We start from the raw sequence: 16,607 nt of genomic DNA, 5'->3' as shown, positions 1-16,607 counted from the left end.
GCATTGCTGCCGCTCGTTTGAATATTAATTTTCCAAGATTTTAGATCTCTACATTGCCGACGTTCTCGAAGATCAGATCGCCTTTGGAATTAAGCTCCATCATGATCACAGAATCCTTAGCAACCTGTCCGCTTAATATGCCTTTGGAGAGCTCATTCAGGATCCGGCGCTGCATTACCCGTTTCAAAGGACGTGCTCCGAATGCAGGGTCAAATCCATCCTCACCCAGTTTTGTAAGCGCTTCGTCCGTTGCATCAAGCGTGATTCCCTGGTCTTGCAACATCTTTTGAATGCCTTTAAACTGGATATCAACGATCTTACGAATGTTTTTCAAAGTAAGCGGTTCAAAAAGAACGATCTCGTCGATCCGGTTCAGGAACTCTGGCCTTACCGAAGCTTTCAGCAGATCCAGAACGGCTTGTTTGGCTTCTTCCACAACCAGTGTGTGGTTCCAGCCTTCGTCTTCGGCGAATTTCTCCTGGATAATGTGGCTGCCAATGTTCGAAGTCATGATAATGATCGTGTTCTTGAAATTGGCAACACGGCCTTTGTTATCAGTTAAGCGGCCTTCATCCAAAACCTGCAAAAGAATGTTCCAGACATCCGGATGGCCTTTTTCAATCTCATCCAGCAGGATCACGCTGTAAGGTTTGCGACGAACAGCTTCGGTCAATTGTCCGCCTTCGTCATAACCCACATATCCCGGAGGCGCACCCACCAGCCTGCTTACCGAATGGCGCTCCTGATATTCACTCATATCGATCCGGACAACTGCATTTTCGTCATTGAACAGATATTCTGCGAGTGTTTTAGCCAATTCAGTTTTACCCACACCAGTCGGGCCGAGGAAGAGGAAGCTTCCGATCGGGCGTTTTGCATCCTGTAAACCGGCCCGGCTCCGTCTTACCGCATCCGCAACCACTTCAATCGCTTCTTCCTGCCCCGCAACACGGTTATGGAGATGACTTTCGAGTTGCAGCAATTTCTCGCGGTCGCTTTGGAGCATTTTGCTCACTGGAATGCCGGTCCACTTTGCAACCACTTCCGCAATGTCCTCCGGCGTAATTTCTTCCTGCATTAAACTCTCAGCATGCTCGGATTGCTGTAATTCGGTCAGTTTGTTTTGCACTTCGGGAATGCGGCCGTAACGGATCTCCGCAACTTTTCCAAAATCTCCCGCGCGTTCGGCTTGTTCGGCTTCGAGGCGCAGCTGTTCGCTTTGCTCTTTTAATGTACGGACCTCATTAACCTTGCCTTTTTCATTCTCCCACTGTGCTTTCAATGTATTGCGTTCCTCACTCAGGTCGGCAATCTCCTTATTAAGCACTGTTTCTTTGTCCTTATTATGTTCACGACGGATCGCTTCGCGCTCGATTTCAAGCTGCATAATGCGGCGGTTCAGTTCGTCGAGCTCCTCGGGAACACTGTCCATTTCGAGGCGGAGTTTGGAAGCTGCTTCGTCCATCAAGTCAATGGCCTTGTCGGGCAGGAAGCGATCGCTGATATAGCGATTGGAAAGCTCTACGGCTGCAATCACAGCGTCATCCTGGATCCTTACTCCGTGGTGCAGCTCATACTTTTCTTTGATACCACGCAAAATGCTGATCGCATCAGGAATATTGGGTTCATCGACCATTACAGCCTGGAAACGACGTTCCAGCGCCTTGTCTTTCTCCATATATTTTTGATATTCCTTCAATGTGGTTGCACCGATTGCATGCAATTCGCCGCGGGCAAGGGCTGGTTTTAGCAGGTTAGCCGCGTCCATAGCGCTTTCTCCGCCGCCGCCAGCTCCGATCAATGTGTGGATCTCGTCAATGAAAAGAACGATTTCGCCTTCCGAGTCGGTCACTTCCTTGATAACCGCTTTCAGCCTTTCTTCAAATTCACCTTTATATTTCGCCCCCGCGATCAAAAGTCCCATATCGAGGGATACAATGATCTTTGATTTCAGGTTTTCGGGCACGTCGCCTTGCACGATCCTTTGCGCAAGTCCTTCGACGATTGCTGTCTTACCAACCCCAGGTTCACCCAATAAAATCGGATTGTTTTTTGTTCTGCGGCTCAAAATCTGCAAAACCCGACGAATTTCCTCGTCCCTGCCGATGACCGGGTCAATTTTACCGGCTTTGGCCAATTCATTTAAATTTTTGCTGTATCGTTCCAGTGAGCGATACTTAGCTTCTGCATTTTGATCTTTCACAGGATTATTTTTACCTCTAAGTTCTTTGATTGCGTCAATAAGTTCTTTTTCCTTAAAACCGACCTCCTTCATGAGCGTCGCAGTGGAGTCTTTTCCAGCCAGGATGCCGAGGATGAGCAGTTCAATGCTTATAAATTCGTCGTTAAATTCTTTCAGATAATTTTGCGCTTTGCCACTTGCAGCCGCCATATCATTGCCCAGATAAGGCTGGCCGCCGCTTACGCGCGGGTAACCTTCCAAAATCTTTTCCAGCCGATTATTCAGGATATCCGGACTGATGTTGAGCTTGTTAAGTAAGAATAGCGAAGTGTTAGGGTCTTCTTCCAGAATTGATTTCAGGACGTGACCCGTTTCGATGGCCTGTTGCTGGTTGCCCTGGGCCATCTGCGCAGCGTGTTGTATAATCTCCTGCGCCTTTATGGTATATTGGTTGAAGTTCATGGAGATATTGCTTTGTTTACAATACTCCATGAAAAATCATATGCCCGATCAGAAAGCCTGAAATTTTGGCATTAAAAAAATGAAAATAGGGGATATCAGGACAAAATGTCTACTGAATTACAAATCCATCTGCGTTTTTAGCAGGTCTTCCATCGTCTCGCGCCTTCTCACCAAGCGCGCTTCGGCTTGATCGACCAGCACTTCTGCGGGGCGGACACGTGCATTATAATTTGAGCTCATTGTTAACCCGTAAGCGCCTGCATTGAGAAACGCTAGGAGATCTCCGGCTTTCACTTCCGGCAATGTTCGATCGGTGGCGAATGTATCCGTTTCGCAAATGTAACCTACCACATTATAGGTTTTTGGCTCGCCGGAAGGATTGGAAACATTCAAAATGTGATGGTAAGAGCCATACATCATCGGGCGGATCAAGTGATTTAATCCTGAATTTACATGGACGAAGTTTCTTGCCGGATCCTCTTTCACAACTGTCGCATTCACCAGCAGATAACCGGATTCACTCACCAGAAATTTGCCTGGTTCAAACCAAAGCTGCAATTCACGGCCGTATTCACTGCAGAACTTTATGAACCGCTCGGAAATTTTTCTTCCCAGCAAATCCATATCCGTAATCTCGTCACCTGGTAAGTAGGAAACCTTAAAGCCACCGCCCAGGTCTATGATTTCAAGGTCAGGGAAATGTTTGGCTGTTTCAAAAAGTATATCCGCCACTTTCAGGAACGGCTCTGCATCTTTAATGTCTGAACCGGTATGCTGGTGCAGGCCAATGATTTTAATGTCGTATTTCTTTACAACTTCAAGAATTTGATCCAGAAGCAAAACGGAGATCCCAAATTTCGAATCGGCGTGGGCGGTCATGATCTTGATATTCCCGCCAGCGGCCACATTGGGTTTAATCCGGATCAGGCACGGCCTGGTGTTTCCGTAAGTTTGTCCAAACCATTCCAGCAACGGAATGCTGTCCACATTCACGATCGCGCCTGCATCAACAGCCGCACGCACTTCTTCGAAAGGAACTCCGCTCGGGGTAAACGTGATCTGATTCGCAGTATAACCCGCCATAATGCCCATTTCCAGCTCTCCCGGAGACACCACATCCAATTCCACGCCGATTTCGCGCATCAGTCGAAGGATCGACAAATTCGTGTTCGCTTTACAGGCATATTTGATTTTCATATTAATGCCTGCAAATGCGTGTTGCAGCTCCTGTGTTTTGCGGCGGATCGTTGCGCCGTCGTACACGTAAAGCGGACTGCCGAATTTTTCAATTAAATGTTCAGGATCAATGCCTTGTATGGTATATGCGTTGGAATCGGAAAGTTGCATCAGCAATTGCGGTGGATTGTTTGGAGAGATTAAAGGTAAAATTCGGGTGGTTTATTTGCAGTATTTGTCAAGATAAATGGCCATTTCCTGCTGCAAAAGCTGCGCTTCCTGTTTTGCTTTGTGAGCAAAATCGACATCATTACCAGCGTAAATAATGCTGCGGGAGGCGTTCACAAGCAAGCCGCAATGTGCGTTCATGCCAAATCTGGATAGTTCTTCAAGATTTCCTCCCTGCGCGCCCACACCCGGGACAAGCAGGAAATGATCTGGAATGATCGTTCTGATTTTCTCAAATTCAGCAGCTTGCGTCGCGCCAACAACATACATTATGCGATCTGCGCCAGCCCAGGTTTGTGAAGCTTTGAGGACTTGTTCATATAAAGGCGCGCCGTTGGCCTCCAAACGCTGAAAGTCCCCGCTGCCCGGATTGGACGTCAATGCGAGCAGAATCACCCATTTGTTTTCAAATTCCAGAAACGGGATCACCGAGTCACTTCCCATGTAAGGCGCGACCGTTACCGCGTCAAATTCAAGGCCCGAAGCCGAAGGATCGAAAAACGTTCTGGCGTAAAGCCCGGATGTATTTCCAATGTCCCCACGCTTGGCATCCGCGATGGTAAAGTGGCTTTTTGGAATATATTCTATTGTTTTCTGCAAACTTTCCCAGCCTTTTGAGCCGGATGCTTCGTAGAATGCAATGTTAGGCTTATAGGAAACACAAAAATCCGCAGTGGCATCGATGATCTGTTTGTTAAACTCAAAAACAGGGTCAGCCGCTTGACGCAGATGTGCAGGGATTTTCCTGATATCCGTGTCGAGCCCTATGCAGAGATAGGATTTTTTCTGGGAAATTTGTTCAAACAGCGCTTCGTAGGTCATGATTTTGGAAATAATGCGCCGAAATTACAACCTCTATCAATAGATTCATAAATTTGTCCCAAGATTAAGACTTACCATTACCAACCAACAGAATAATATTGTATGCAGATTCGCGAAACTTCCATTGCCGGATTAGTCGAACTTACCCCACGTGTTTTTCATGATGATCGTGGAATGTTTTTTGAATCTTATAATGAGCAGATATTTAAGCAATTAGGTTTGCCTACCAACTTTGTTCAGGATAATCAGTCATTTTCGAAAAAAGGCGTGGTAAGAGGGCTTCACTTCCAAAAAGCACCTTTTTCTCAGGGAAAGCTGGTTCGCGTCATTTCTGGGAAGGTTTTGGACGTTGCGGTGGATATTCGCCCGGAATCTCCCACTTTTGGCAAGCATGAAATTTTTGAGTTAAGCAGTGAAAAAAACAACATTGCTTACGTTCCGGAAGGTTTTGCGCATGGCTTTGTTGCACTGGAAGATTCGATTTTCTCCTACAAATGCACAAACATCTACAATAAGGAATCCGAATCGGGCATTCTGTGGAATGATGAGGACCTGGCGATCAACTGGGGGGTTGAAGACGCAAATGTCTCTGATAAGGATGCAATTTTGCCTACTTTCCGCTCGCTGTTCGGAGATCTGAAAATCTAATATTATTTTTCAAAAAGCTCTTCAAGTGCTTTGGAAGCCACTTTCTTAGCCGAATTTGGATTCTGGCCGGTGATCAGTCGTTCATCCATTTCAATGAATTCCATAAAAGGGATCATTGATTTGGTGTAATGTGCGCCGCGCTCTTTCAGCTTGTCTTCCAGATAAAACGGCACTTCGCTCACAAAACTCATCAAGGCTTCTTCCACGTTGGAGAAGCCTGTTACATATTTGTCCTGTATCAGCCAGGAGCCGTCGGATAGTTTCACGTTCAGAAGGCCGCAAACGCCGTGGCAGACTGCGGACACCATTCCGTTGCGTTCGTAAATGTCCCTAACGATGTTCTGCAAGTCTGTATTTTCAGCCAGATCCCACATGGCTCCGTGACCGCCCGCAAAATACACCAGGCGATAATCGGCAGAACGGACCTGTGCAGGGGAAAGTGAATTGTCTAGTTTGGCCCGGAACGTGGCATCTTCCCAATATTTTGCATTGCATTCATCTTTCAATTCCAGGCTGCGTTCGTCAATCGGAATTTTCCCTCCCAGCGGGCTAACAATGTCCATAAGAACCCTGCGTTTGGACATCACATCATAGAAATAAGTCAGTTCACTGAGCCATAAGCCGGTTTTGCCGGTTTTGGTAGGGAATGTTTCATGATTCGTGCAAACAATGAGGACTTTCATAAGCGCTTACAGAGTTACTGGCTGAAAGATAAATAAATCACAGGAGTTTCCCAGCTGAAAACGAGAATGACACGCATTTGGGTGCGTGTCATTCCTTAAATAGCGATATGAAATATTTCTAGTTCAATAATTGGTTTTTGTATGCAAAAGCCACCGCTGCTGCCGTGCTTTTCGTGCCGGTCTTTTCCAGGACCCGCAGCCGGTGACCTTCCACAGTGCGCACACTGATGAAAAGCTTATCGCCAATTTCGGAAGTTGAAAAGCCGTCGCATATCAATTGCAGCACTTCTTTTTCTCTTGACGAAAGCGCAACATTGCAGGCGTTGGGAAAGAACGGATGTTTATTGACCTGTCTGGTAACCATTTTCCTGTGCATGGCTTTGGAGACGAAGTCGTTGTAGTAAAAACCTTCTTCATCTACGCGGCGAATGGCTTTTTCCACTTCATCCGGACTAGTATCCTTTAATAAATAGCCTTGTACACCTTTTTCCAGCATGTGAATAACGAAACGGTCCTCATTATACATGGACACCACGATGACCTTAATGTTGGGAAATCTTTCAAAAGCGGCCTCAGTAGCTTGAATGCCATCCATAACAGGCATTTGCAGATCCATAAAAACGATATCAGGCGTGTTGGCAGGCAAGCGGTCGAGTAATTCCTGGCCATTGGCCGCTTCAAGAACAAATTCGAAATCGGGAATGCCGCTCAGCATGGAGATAAACCCCTTTCTGAACAGTTCATGGTCGTCGGCAATTCCGAGTTTTAAGGTTTTCATATCAATTAAATGTTCACGCGCTCGCGCCGGAATGGGTGCAAAGGTTCCGGTTTGCTGTCTGCAACCGGCATCATGGGGATCTGTGCAAATGCACTCGCGCCGCCTTTTTCGGGTTTTTCATATTGGACTGTTCCGTTAACAATGGCCAACCGGCTTTCAATTCCCAACAGGCCCAGCCCGGCCAGATTATTTTCTTTGATCTTCTCGGGGTTAAACCCGACTCCGTTATCTGTCACTTTCAGGCCAATCATCTGATCATTGATTTCCAGACGAATATCTATTTTTGAACAACTGGCATGCTTGATCGCATTGTTGACCAGTTCCTGCATAATACGGTAAAGCGTAAGTTCCAGTTTCTGGCCCTGCCGCGGGAAGTCGTCGGTGTTGGCCTGGAAGGTGATGGCGAGATTGTTATCTTCTTCTAATTTATGAATAAATTCTTCTATTGCCTCCATTAAACCAAAACGTTCCAATGTTGTAGGCACCAGATCGCGCGTAATCCGGCGCACATGCAGAATGGTTTCTTCAACCAGTGACTGCGATTTTTTCATGATCTGGTCCTCTTTCTCATTTCCGCTATTGGCCACCAGTTTACTGAGCTGGTTGAGGCTTAATTTGGTGAGAGACAGCATTGTTCCAATGTCGTCGTGTAAGTCCTGGGCAATGCGGCGGCGCTCGGTTTCCTCTGAATTGAGCGCGGTGTCCAGTAAAAGTCGGTTGTAGTTTTTTTCAATGTCGCTGATCTTCTTTTCCTCCTCAAATCGTCTTTTTTGATAATACATCACGAAAGAGATCATGCAGAACGCCATGGTCAGCATTGCCAGGGAGGCAATGAGTAACGCCCATTTCAACTCTTCACTGTTTTGCATAATGTCCCGCCGAAAAATGATAAATACCAATGCCAAAGCACAACGCACATACTATTTCGAAAATAGTTGGAATGGTTTCAGTTAAGCCCATGTCAACGGAATGATTCCAGGTGGCCGTATAATGTAGTACTGGCGCAATAAAAATAAAACTTGAATAGTATAACAGTAAACCTGAGCATACCCAGAAAAAGGGAAAGGTCAGCAGGTTTGGAATGCGCAAAGACTTTATCAGTTCATAGAAAAACAACAAAATCAATGTAATAATCAAAACTCCTTCCACTGTTTTTGCAAATAATACTGCCCTGTGGTTGTGCAGGTCACTTATCACTGGATTTGAATTAAGAATATCCCATACTGTGAAAGCTAAAAAGCCCACCATTGAACCTATAATCCCTTTTTTTAATGTTCGTGAATTGAATTTGTAATAAAACATTCCGCCCAGCAAAGCGTAATTAACGGGGATGGCTAAATTGAAAAACAATATATTATTCTCGTGATTAGCAGCCGAACGAACCATTATAATATCAATTATTAATTTCACTGTCAAGTAAACCAACAGTAATCGGAAGGTGGGGTCGATGTATGCTTTTTTTAAAATTATTAATATTAGCGGTACTAGTGTGATAAATACTGCTATGCATGAGACCGGGTTTCTGAAACAATACGAAATGAAAATTTCAAACATATAGTGTGTTAATTATCACTGCCTAACATTGGTGCGGGCAAAGCGGTCCGCCTGTCATGGCTTCTTTCCGAGCGGGCATGTCCTTCATTCCTCCCAGCCGGGCAGTTTTGGTAAGGTCATTGCCGTCGGCATCGACGGGTATGAGCACTAGTCTGGCAGTTGGTCTTTTCATGCCTCTGCTAAGTGCTGATTTCTCACCTACCACATGTCCTTCCTCCTCCGTAATGCCGTAATAAACGCGAAATCCTACGCAAGTTTCTCCGTGAATGCTCATCAATTCGTTGAATTTATGTATTCCAAAAAACTCCGCTTTTACATAATTCTCGCCGCGAAGCGTAATTTCCTGTTCTCTTTTCTGGAAAGGTTCAGTAATTTTTAATGCTTGTTCCGCTGAGATTAGCTGTCCTTCTTTACCCGTAAATTTCCGTGGATCCATAAACGTTTTAGAGAATTTTATAATTTCTTGATATACGTAAATGTAACCTCCACCCGCATTACCACCAAGCAGAACGGATTGTATTGAGTTAACGGTTTCAAGGTAATGGTTTGGCTGTCAATAACTTTTAAAATACGCCTCTGGGAAAAACACGTAATTCTACTTGCTACATTGGGGAGTATTACCAAGACGCGAAATGCGTGTTACGCATTTTACAAATCAGGGATTATAACGCTAAAAAGATTGTAAATGCCAGGCGACATTTGTAGAGCGTTATGGGAGAAATTTTCAGAAGGTTTCTCTCAAAAGATCAAAGGGTTAGGTTAACATTCGAAAGCCGTGAGGGATCTCCTTCACGGCTTTTTTGATATCTTGAAGGCCAAAATCGCTTGTAACAGCATCATGAAACCCACAATCAACATTGAATACTGCCCGAAATGCGGCTGGCTGCTGCGGTCCGCGTGGATGGCGCAGGAATTACTCACCACATTCACGGATGACCTGCATGCGGTTCAGCTGACACCTTCGGAAGTTGCTGGGCGGTACATTATAAGCCTAAATGAGGAAATTGTCTGGGACAGGAAGCGTGAAGGGCACTTTCCGGAACCTAAGGAAATCAAGCAACTCGTCCGTGACCGCATTGATCCGGATCGTGACCTGGGACATTCTGATCGTAAGACGCTATAAAATATTAAAATACAGGACAATTTGTCGCTCTATGGGGAGCCATTACTGCAACTTTGGCATTTAGCTATTCCCCGTTTTTTTGGGATAATTTCGTTATGCGAGCTGGAAATGAGGTTTTAAACGGTTTAAAAGCCATTTACGCTTTTATACGGCGCGATTATATTTTTGAATTTTAACCAAAAAATAATCTTTGGCACGTAGTTTTTCGTTAGTCTATAAAACTTGTGAATCTTAAACGCGATAGCTATGGAAAGCAAACTGAAAATACCCCAGGAAATGCTGATGAATATTGATTTCATCAACACGATCAATGGTGGAATGAGTGAGCCCGCTATAAAGCTTGATAGAGGATCGGACGGTTTTGAAGTTGTTGTGAAGGTTCCAGGCATCGAGGTTGAAGATCTTCAATTGGAAGTAGTAAAAGGAAAAAAGAATACTAATAATCTAAAACTATTTCACTTGTTGCCCATATTTTCTCAGGAAAGTCTGTCCGATGAAGAGCAGTGGAGAACGATACGTTTCATCAATACATTCGTCATTCCCGACGGGGTTGACGTTGAGCATATAACCGCAAAATATGACGATACTTTGCGCCATCTTGTGTTATTTCTTCCCTACGGAGACGAACAGGGAGACTACCACAGGAAAGTAAATATAGAGCGCTGGTAACAGCTGATTTGTATTAAATAATGTCACCCGATAGTTACAACTGTCGGGTTTTTTTATGTGTCATGAGTATATTGCGGCCGAAAAACGGGTTTTATACTCCTGTCTCGTCTTGTTAATGAAGCATATGGCAAACAACTTTGAGGAATTGTATCCATCCAATAGTTAATATTAACATAGGGTAAACATTCTGTTTTTTGGCAAAAAAAGGAGTTTCATCTCTGTATCTTAGCAACCATATTTTATATATTACTCCTCCAATCTCAACGTTATGAAAAAGTCAAACATCTTCGCTTATATTGAGCTCACGAAACTTGTCGAAGAGCTTAGAGTTTCAAACACTTCCGGTCATCTTAAGCAAAAGTTAAAATCCCAGTCCGCATATTTCAACATCATCGAACCGCGGTATTTTTCCGATAGCCTTATCGGAGAGTGGGAGCAAATCCTGAGTATAATCAAGCAAAGAGGGGTGAAGGTGAACGAGGAGGGGAAAGTTGTTTCCAATGCAGTAAGCAATACCATCGAGCAGTTTTCAGACCGTGAATGTGAAGTGCTGGTGGATAAGGTTTATTCATTGTACGATCAGGTTAAAAGAGAATTTCAATAAAGGTTCATAAAAAAGGGCTCCTGGTTTTTCCAAGAGCCCTTTATCTTTCCGGTTTGGCTGGTCAGTTGACAGTCCCGCCGTTCCACACTTCTTTTCCAGGCTGCACAAAAGTCAGACTTCCGTCCCGGTCCTCGGCCATCAGGATCATTCCGTGACTTTCCAGTCCCATCATTTTCCTGGGCGCCAGGTTTGCCAGATACAGCACTTTTTTGCCAATCACTTCTTCGGCTGAAAAATGTTCTGAAATCCCGCTAAGCACAGTTCGCTGTTCAATGCCGATGTCTACGAGCAATTTGAGCAGCTTTTTGCTCTTAGGAACATTCTCCGCAGCAACAATGGTCGCGACCCGGATATCCATTTTTCCGAAATCATCATACTGTATTTCCGGTTTTATCGCCGTGACCGTTTTTCCTTCCAGCTCGTTCATTCTTTTAGCGTCGTGCAGTTTTTGAATTTGTTTTTCAATGACGTGGTCTTCAATTTTTTCGAATAACAGTTTCGCTTCCAAAACAGGGTTTCCGGGAGCTAAAAGATCCTGGTTTCCGGCATATTCCCATGATGTGTTGGTCATTCCTAATTGCTCCTGGATTTTAGCAGCTGTGAAAGGAAGCACCGGCTCCGAGACGATGGATAATGTCGCTGAGATCTGCAAAGCAATGTTCAAAATTGTATTAACGCGCTCAGGATCCGTTTTGATGGCATGCCATGGCTGCGTTTCCGCCAGATATTTATTGCCTGATCTTGCCAGGTCCATAATCAATGTAAGCGCTTCCCGGAACCGGTAAGTTTCCAGTGATTCCGAAATGCGGGCCGGGAATTCGGCCAGATCTCTCAATGCAATTTCATCTATTTCCTGCAAAACGCCTCTTGCAGGCACTTTGCTGTCACAAAATTTTTGGGTCAATACAATGGCGCGGTTGATAAAATTGCCATAAATGCCAACGAGCTCACTGTTGTTTCTGGTCTGGAAGTCCTTCCAGGTGAATTCACTGTCTTTGGTTTCAGGCGCGTTAGCGGTGAGCACATAACGCAGCACATCCTGCTTGTCGGGCAGCTCTTCCAGGTATTCGTGCAGCCATACCGCCCAGTTTCTTGAAGTGGAAATTTTATCGCCTTCCAGGTTCATAAACTCATTTGCAGGCACGTTATCAGGCAGAATATAATTTCCTTCCGCCATCAGCATGGCCGGGAAAATGATGCAATGGAACACAATGTTGTCCTTACCGATGAAATGCACCAGCTTTGTTTCCTCTCCCGGTGTGGTTGGTTGCCACCATTGTTTCCAGCCTTCGTCAGTTCCGTTTTTCTGGATAAGCCAATCTTTTGTTGCGGAAATGTAGCCGATAGGCGCTTCAAACCACACATATAAAACTTTTCCGTCTGTATCGGGAAGCGGCACTTTAATGCCCCAATCGAGGTCGCGGGTCATAGCGCGTGGTTTCAAGCCGTCTTTTAACCAAGACTGGCATTGTCCGAAAACATTCGTTTTCCACTCGCTATGGCTGTTGATGTAGCTTTCAATGTCAGACTGCATGCTATCCAAAGGCAAATACCAGTTTTTGGTTGCCTTCAAAATCGGTTTTGCACCGGAAAGCATCGACCGCGGATCTTTCAGTTCCAGCGGGCTTAATGTAGAGCCGCAGCGCTCACATTGGTCTCCATAAGCATTAGGATTTGCACAAACGGGGCATGTTCCGACGATGTAGCGGTCTGCGAGGAACTGCTCGGCCGTTTCATCATAATATTGCTCGGTTGTTTCCTCAACGAAGACGTTCTTATCGTACAGATCTTTGAAAATTTCCTGTGAAGTTTCATGATGGACCGCCTTGCTGGTCCGGGAGTATATATCAAACGAAATGCCCAGTTCTTTAAATGAAGCGTCGATCTGTGCATAATATTTATCCACGACTTGCTGTGGCGTTAAGCCTTCTTTTTTTGCACGGATCGTGATCGGGACGCCATGCTCATCGGTTCCGCTGATAAAAGCAACATCTTTCCCTTTGGAGCGCAGGTAGCGAACGTATATATCTGCCGGTATATAACATCCGGCCAGGTGGCCAATGTGAATAGGGCCGTTGGCATAAATCAGTGCTGCGGTAACAGTATATCGTTTTGGATCGGAAATGGGCATTTTAATGAATCGAATAATATAAATGAGGTGGTGCTTTGAAAACATTATTGAGTTCCGCAGCATTCCAAAAACGTAAAATTAGCAAAAACGCTTTCAGAACCGGGACTTTGGTAAAGTGTAAATAAAATTTTATAAACTTGGAGCGTTAATGCATTTTACATCACTTATAAATTTTTCAACGTGAAAATATACACATACAATAGGCTTATGATGCTTTCTTTTGTTCTGTTTGTCGCTTTTGGATGCGCGGACGATCAGGAACGTGATCTGAAAAGGGCGGAAAAACGCTATAATTTTAAAAAGGCGGTAACCGAAGACGATGAATTATTTCCAACGTATTTCCTTGCAAAGAACGGAGCGATAACAAAAGAGTTGATTGATGCGGAACGTGCGGTAAAAGTAAGGCTGAATGAAATAGCTCCGATTTCGTTACCGACCAAACATGCACGATTGACAAGCGCTCAAAAAGATGGGGTTGTGCAGACGTACAAGCGTTTTTTGCAAAGCCACGATGAGGACTCACTACTGATCAGGCATTTTCGAAACAAGTATGCCAAGGTAATTCTGATGGATTATGATGTTATGAAGTCAGATGATTACGCGCTCATTTCCTTCTTAACAAAAGAATTGATCGATTCGGAATGTGGGCGCTTTGCACTTATTTTTGAAGGAATCAGCAAAGTTAAGAGCCATGTTGCTGACAATCAGTATAGTTCACTCGTTGCTGAATTTGAAAAGCAAATTGCGCAAAGTTTAAATTTGCATAAGCAAGCCAAAGCGGCAATGCCTGGATTCATTCAAAAGATGAAAGATAGGCCCGAGACCGTTCAGGGAGGATTAAAAGCAGACTTTGCAGTCGAGTTAAACGAAATGGATGACCTTTCTCCCAGGATATCAACGCTTGAAAAATATTTGCAAAATGTGAGAAGTTTATAGACAGTCAATAATATAAATATGTTTTGCCCTTTCCGAATCTGCGCGATTTGGAAAGGGTTTTTTGTTGTTATGCAAGATTTCACATTTTTACAACCAACTTTGATCTCGATATTTTGTTGTAATAAATATGAAAATTCTAATTACCGGTGCGACAGGTTTGGTCGGAAGCGCTACTGCACGAAAGTTTCTTGCTGAAAATCATGAAGTATTTGCCCTAGCCAGGCCCGACTCTGACCGAAGCCTGCTGGCGGATGTTGCTTCAAAAATACATTGGGTAGAAGGGGACATTCTGGACATCAGCGCGCTGGAAAGCGCGGTGGAGAATATGGACATGGTCGTACATACAGCTGCCGTCGTTTCTTTTATTCCAAAGGAGCGGAAGTCAATGTATAAGGTAAATGTGGAGGGCACTGCGAATGTTGTGAATGTGTGTCTTAAATATAAAATCGGCAAATTATGTCATGTGAGCAGCATTGCGGCAATCGGTAGGCCGGACGCGCGGAAAGCCATTCCGGGAAAAGATGTGGTCCTGGACGAAAATCATCGCTGGGAAGATTCCCCGGAAAATTCGGAATATGCGAAAACCAAGCATTTGGCGGAACTGGAAGTGTGGCGTGGGATCGCGGAAGGGCTTAATGCGGTGATTGTCAACCCCACATTGATCCTGGGTGAAGGGGATTGGAGTAAGAGCAGCACCCAGATTTTCGGTTATGTTTTTAAAGAAAAACCGTTTTACACAGAAGGCATCGCGAATTATGTGGACGTAAAAGACGTTGCCGACATTATATTCCAGCTTATGTTATCTGACATCTCCGGAGAAAGATTTTTGCTGAATGGCGGGAGCATTTCTTATCAGAATTTGTTCAATACTATTGCAGATGCAATGCACAAAAAAAGGCCGTCGTTTAAGGTGGGTACCGGACTTGCCGGAATTATTTGGCGGTTCGAAGCGGTAAGGACGTGGTTACTAGGAACAAAGCCGTTAATTACGAAAGAAACGGCAAAATCTGCGGCCAGAAAGATCAGTTACGACAACGGGAAAATCCGGAAAGCATTGAATTTTGAGTTCCAACCCATTGAGCGAACGGTTGCCAGGGTAAGTGAAAGTTTGCTTGGCAAGATTTGAATAACGATTATTTATTTTATAACTTTCTCTGATTAATTAGTGGTGCGTTAGCCCTCAAATCTAACCTGACGGTCCGTATGATGGAGAAAAATTTTGGGGAAAGAAAGGATTATATGAAAGAAACATTGCTCAGGTTTGAAAGAATGCTTAAAACGAGTGAGCCGGTTTTTTTTGATTTGGATACTTACGAAAAAGTAACGGTTCACTACATTGAAAAAGGAGATTGGGACAAAGCATTTAAAGCGTGTGAGTTAGGGTTGTCGGATTATCCTTACTCGCTGGACCTCCTGCTTAATATGGTGCAGCTGCATGCCAACCGCGGTGAACATGAGCTGGCTATGGAGATTCTGGAAAGGGCTTCGCTTTTCCACCCCGGCGACATTGAAATTTCCTTCATGCAGGTTGCCATTTCCAATATGATGGGCGAGTTTGAAGAGGCCATTGAAGTGTTGGAAAATCTTTTGCAACGTGTTGAAGACCAGGACGAAATATATTTTCAAATAGGGCAGACTTATCAGAATTGGGGTAAGTATGACGAGGCGATCAAGTTTTATAAAAAGTCGCTCCGGAACAACCTGAATAATGAGAGTGCGCTATATGAACTTGCACATTGCCTGGATTTGGTAGGGAAGCTGGAAAGTCATCTCGAATACTATAATGAGCTTGTCGACCGCGACCCGTTTTCGCATCATGCCTGGTATAATCTGGGTATAGCATTCAGTAAGCTCGAACGTTACGAGGATGCGGTGAATGCTTACGAATACGCAACATTGGTAAAGGAAGATTTTGCTTCGGCCTTTTTCCAATTGGGCAATTCGTACATGAATCTCGAAAAGTACGAAGACGCAAAAGAACAATATTTAAAAGCGATAGAACTCGAAGGCGAGCAGCCTGAAACTTGCTGCTGCCTGGGCACTTGCTACGAGAAACTGGGCCAATTTGAAACGGCCATCAAATATTACCGGCAGACTGTGAAGCTGGATAAACAGTGGGATGATGGCTGGTATGGATTAGGAATATGTTTCAGTGAGCTGGGCCGCTGGTACGAGGCGGTTGGGTTTTTACGTAAAGCCATTCAGATCACCGAATTAAACCCGGATTACTGGCTAGCGCTAGCGGAAACTGAGTTTAAAGTTGGTAATGTCATCTCAGCATTTGAAGCATTCGAAAAGGCGGCGGAAATAGAGCCATCCAATCCGGATATCTGGCTGAAATGGTCGCATGTGCTGTTTGAGCAGGGAAATTACGTTCGCGCCTGCGACCTCTTGCAAGCTGCAATTGACGAAATGCCCGAAGAAGCCGACCTCTATTACAGAATGGCCGTTTATCAGATCCACGGCGGCACATATCGCGAAGCGCTTTTAAACCTGGAAACAGCATTAACGCTCGATTACGATGCGCATGTGCAGCTTTTCGACTTTTTCCCCGATCTGGAAAAACAAAAAGCCTTGTTCAGGATCATCGAGCAATACAGAGAGAAATAAT

At 44.6% G+C, this 16,607-nt stretch carries 16 protein-coding genes; 7 read left to right on the top strand and 9 right to left on the bottom strand.

Features of this window, described 5'->3' with window-relative positions; all coding sequences use genetic code 11:
* Positions 1–40: 40 nt before the first annotated feature.
* The 3 genes from clpB to pyrF all read right to left on the bottom strand — a co-directional run bounded on the left by clpB (position 41) and on the right by pyrF (position 4,870).
* Positions 41–2,644: an ATP-dependent chaperone ClpB gene (clpB, locus tag LZG74_RS14900; protein ID WP_233797342.1), complete on the bottom strand. Its 2,604-nt coding sequence runs from the start codon at positions 2,642–2,644 to the stop codon at positions 41–43.
* Positions 2,645–2,761: 117 nt separating this feature from the next.
* The gene (lysA, locus tag LZG74_RS14895) at positions 2,762–3,991 is read right to left on the bottom strand and encodes a diaminopimelate decarboxylase (RefSeq protein WP_233797341.1); all 1,230 of its coding nucleotides are present in this window, start codon (positions 3,989–3,991) and stop codon (positions 2,762–2,764) included.
* 51 nt (positions 3,992–4,042) lie between these two features.
* Positions 4,043–4,870: an orotidine-5'-phosphate decarboxylase gene (pyrF, locus tag LZG74_RS14890; protein WP_233797340.1), complete on the bottom strand. Its 828-nt coding sequence runs from the start codon at positions 4,868–4,870 to the stop codon at positions 4,043–4,045.
* Between the two features lie 102 nt (positions 4,871–4,972).
* Between pyrF and rfbC the strand changes: the two genes are divergently transcribed.
* Positions 4,973–5,518, top strand: a complete 546-nt coding sequence (rfbC, locus tag LZG74_RS14885) for a dTDP-4-dehydrorhamnose 3,5-epimerase (protein WP_233797339.1) — start codon at positions 4,973–4,975, stop codon at positions 5,516–5,518.
* Positions 5,519–5,520: 2 nt separating this feature from the next.
* Here the strand turns inward: rfbC and LZG74_RS14880 are convergent, their stop codons facing one another.
* From LZG74_RS14880 to LZG74_RS14860, 5 genes are all read right to left on the bottom strand, one after another.
* Complete coding sequence (locus tag LZG74_RS14880; protein ID WP_233797338.1) at positions 5,521–6,201, bottom strand: type 1 glutamine amidotransferase domain-containing protein; 681 nt, start codon at positions 6,199–6,201, stop codon at positions 5,521–5,523.
* Between the two features lie 118 nt (positions 6,202–6,319).
* A complete protein-coding gene (locus tag LZG74_RS14875; protein ID WP_233797337.1) occupies positions 6,320–6,979 on the bottom strand; it encodes a response regulator transcription factor in 660 nt (219 codons plus the stop codon).
* A 5-nt stretch (positions 6,980–6,984) separates the two neighbouring features.
* Positions 6,985–7,848, bottom strand: coding sequence for a sensor histidine kinase (locus tag LZG74_RS14870; RefSeq protein ID WP_233797336.1), 864 nt, complete (start codon positions 7,846–7,848; stop codon positions 6,985–6,987).
* The gene (locus tag LZG74_RS14865; RefSeq protein WP_233797335.1) at positions 7,835–8,389 is read right to left on the bottom strand and encodes a hypothetical protein; all 555 of its coding nucleotides are present in this window, start codon (positions 8,387–8,389) and stop codon (positions 7,835–7,837) included. The genes LZG74_RS14870 and LZG74_RS14865 overlap by 14 nt, the downstream gene beginning before the upstream one ends.
* Before the next feature lie 166 nt (positions 8,390–8,555).
* On the bottom strand, positions 8,556–8,969 hold the full coding sequence (locus LZG74_RS14860) for a hypothetical protein (protein WP_233797334.1): 414 nt from the start codon (positions 8,967–8,969) through the stop codon (positions 8,556–8,558).
* Positions 8,970–9,371: 402 nt separating this feature from the next.
* On the opposite strand from LZG74_RS14860, the gene LZG74_RS14855 reads away from it, so the two are divergent.
* From LZG74_RS14855 to LZG74_RS14845, 3 genes are all read left to right on the top strand, one after another.
* A complete protein-coding gene (locus LZG74_RS14855; protein ID WP_255699315.1) occupies positions 9,372–9,656 on the top strand; it encodes a SelT/SelW/SelH family protein in 285 nt (94 codons plus the stop codon).
* 246 nt (positions 9,657–9,902) lie between these two features.
* Complete coding sequence (locus LZG74_RS14850; protein ID WP_233797332.1) at positions 9,903–10,325, top strand: Hsp20/alpha crystallin family protein; 423 nt, start codon at positions 9,903–9,905, stop codon at positions 10,323–10,325.
* A gap of 268 nt (positions 10,326–10,593) precedes the next feature.
* Positions 10,594–10,929, top strand: coding sequence for a hypothetical protein (locus LZG74_RS14845; RefSeq protein WP_233797331.1), 336 nt, complete (start codon positions 10,594–10,596; stop codon positions 10,927–10,929).
* A 61-nt stretch (positions 10,930–10,990) separates the two neighbouring features.
* Here LZG74_RS14845 and metG read toward each other — a convergent pair whose 3' ends face one another.
* Positions 10,991–13,060: a methionine--tRNA ligase gene (gene metG / locus LZG74_RS14840; RefSeq protein ID WP_233797330.1), complete on the bottom strand. Its 2,070-nt coding sequence runs from the start codon at positions 13,058–13,060 to the stop codon at positions 10,991–10,993.
* 207 nt (positions 13,061–13,267) lie between these two features.
* Here metG and LZG74_RS14835 point away from each other — a divergent pair, with 207 nt between their 5' ends.
* The 3 genes from LZG74_RS14835 to LZG74_RS14825 all read left to right on the top strand — a co-directional run bounded on the left by LZG74_RS14835 (position 13,268) and on the right by LZG74_RS14825 (position 16,606).
* Positions 13,268–13,996 carry a hypothetical protein gene (locus LZG74_RS14835; protein ID WP_233797329.1) on the top strand — a complete coding sequence of 243 codons (729 nt, stop codon included), beginning with the start codon at positions 13,268–13,270 and terminating at the stop codon, positions 13,994–13,996.
* A 127-nt stretch (positions 13,997–14,123) separates the two neighbouring features.
* A complete protein-coding gene (locus tag LZG74_RS14830) occupies positions 14,124–15,122 on the top strand; it encodes an SDR family NAD(P)-dependent oxidoreductase (protein WP_233797328.1) in 999 nt (332 codons plus the stop codon).
* A gap of 77 nt (positions 15,123–15,199) precedes the next feature.
* Positions 15,200–16,606, top strand: coding sequence for a lipopolysaccharide assembly protein LapB (locus tag LZG74_RS14825; RefSeq protein ID WP_233797327.1), 1,407 nt, complete (start codon positions 15,200–15,202; stop codon positions 16,604–16,606).
* Position 16,607 lies beyond the last annotated feature (1 nt).

This window comes from Dyadobacter sp. CY327 (genome assembly GCF_021390415.1).
In the GTDB taxonomy this organism is placed as follows: Bacteria; Bacteroidota; Bacteroidia; order Cytophagales; family Spirosomataceae; genus Dyadobacter; species Dyadobacter chenhuakuii.
This window is presented reverse-complemented; position numbering and strand designations above follow the sequence as displayed.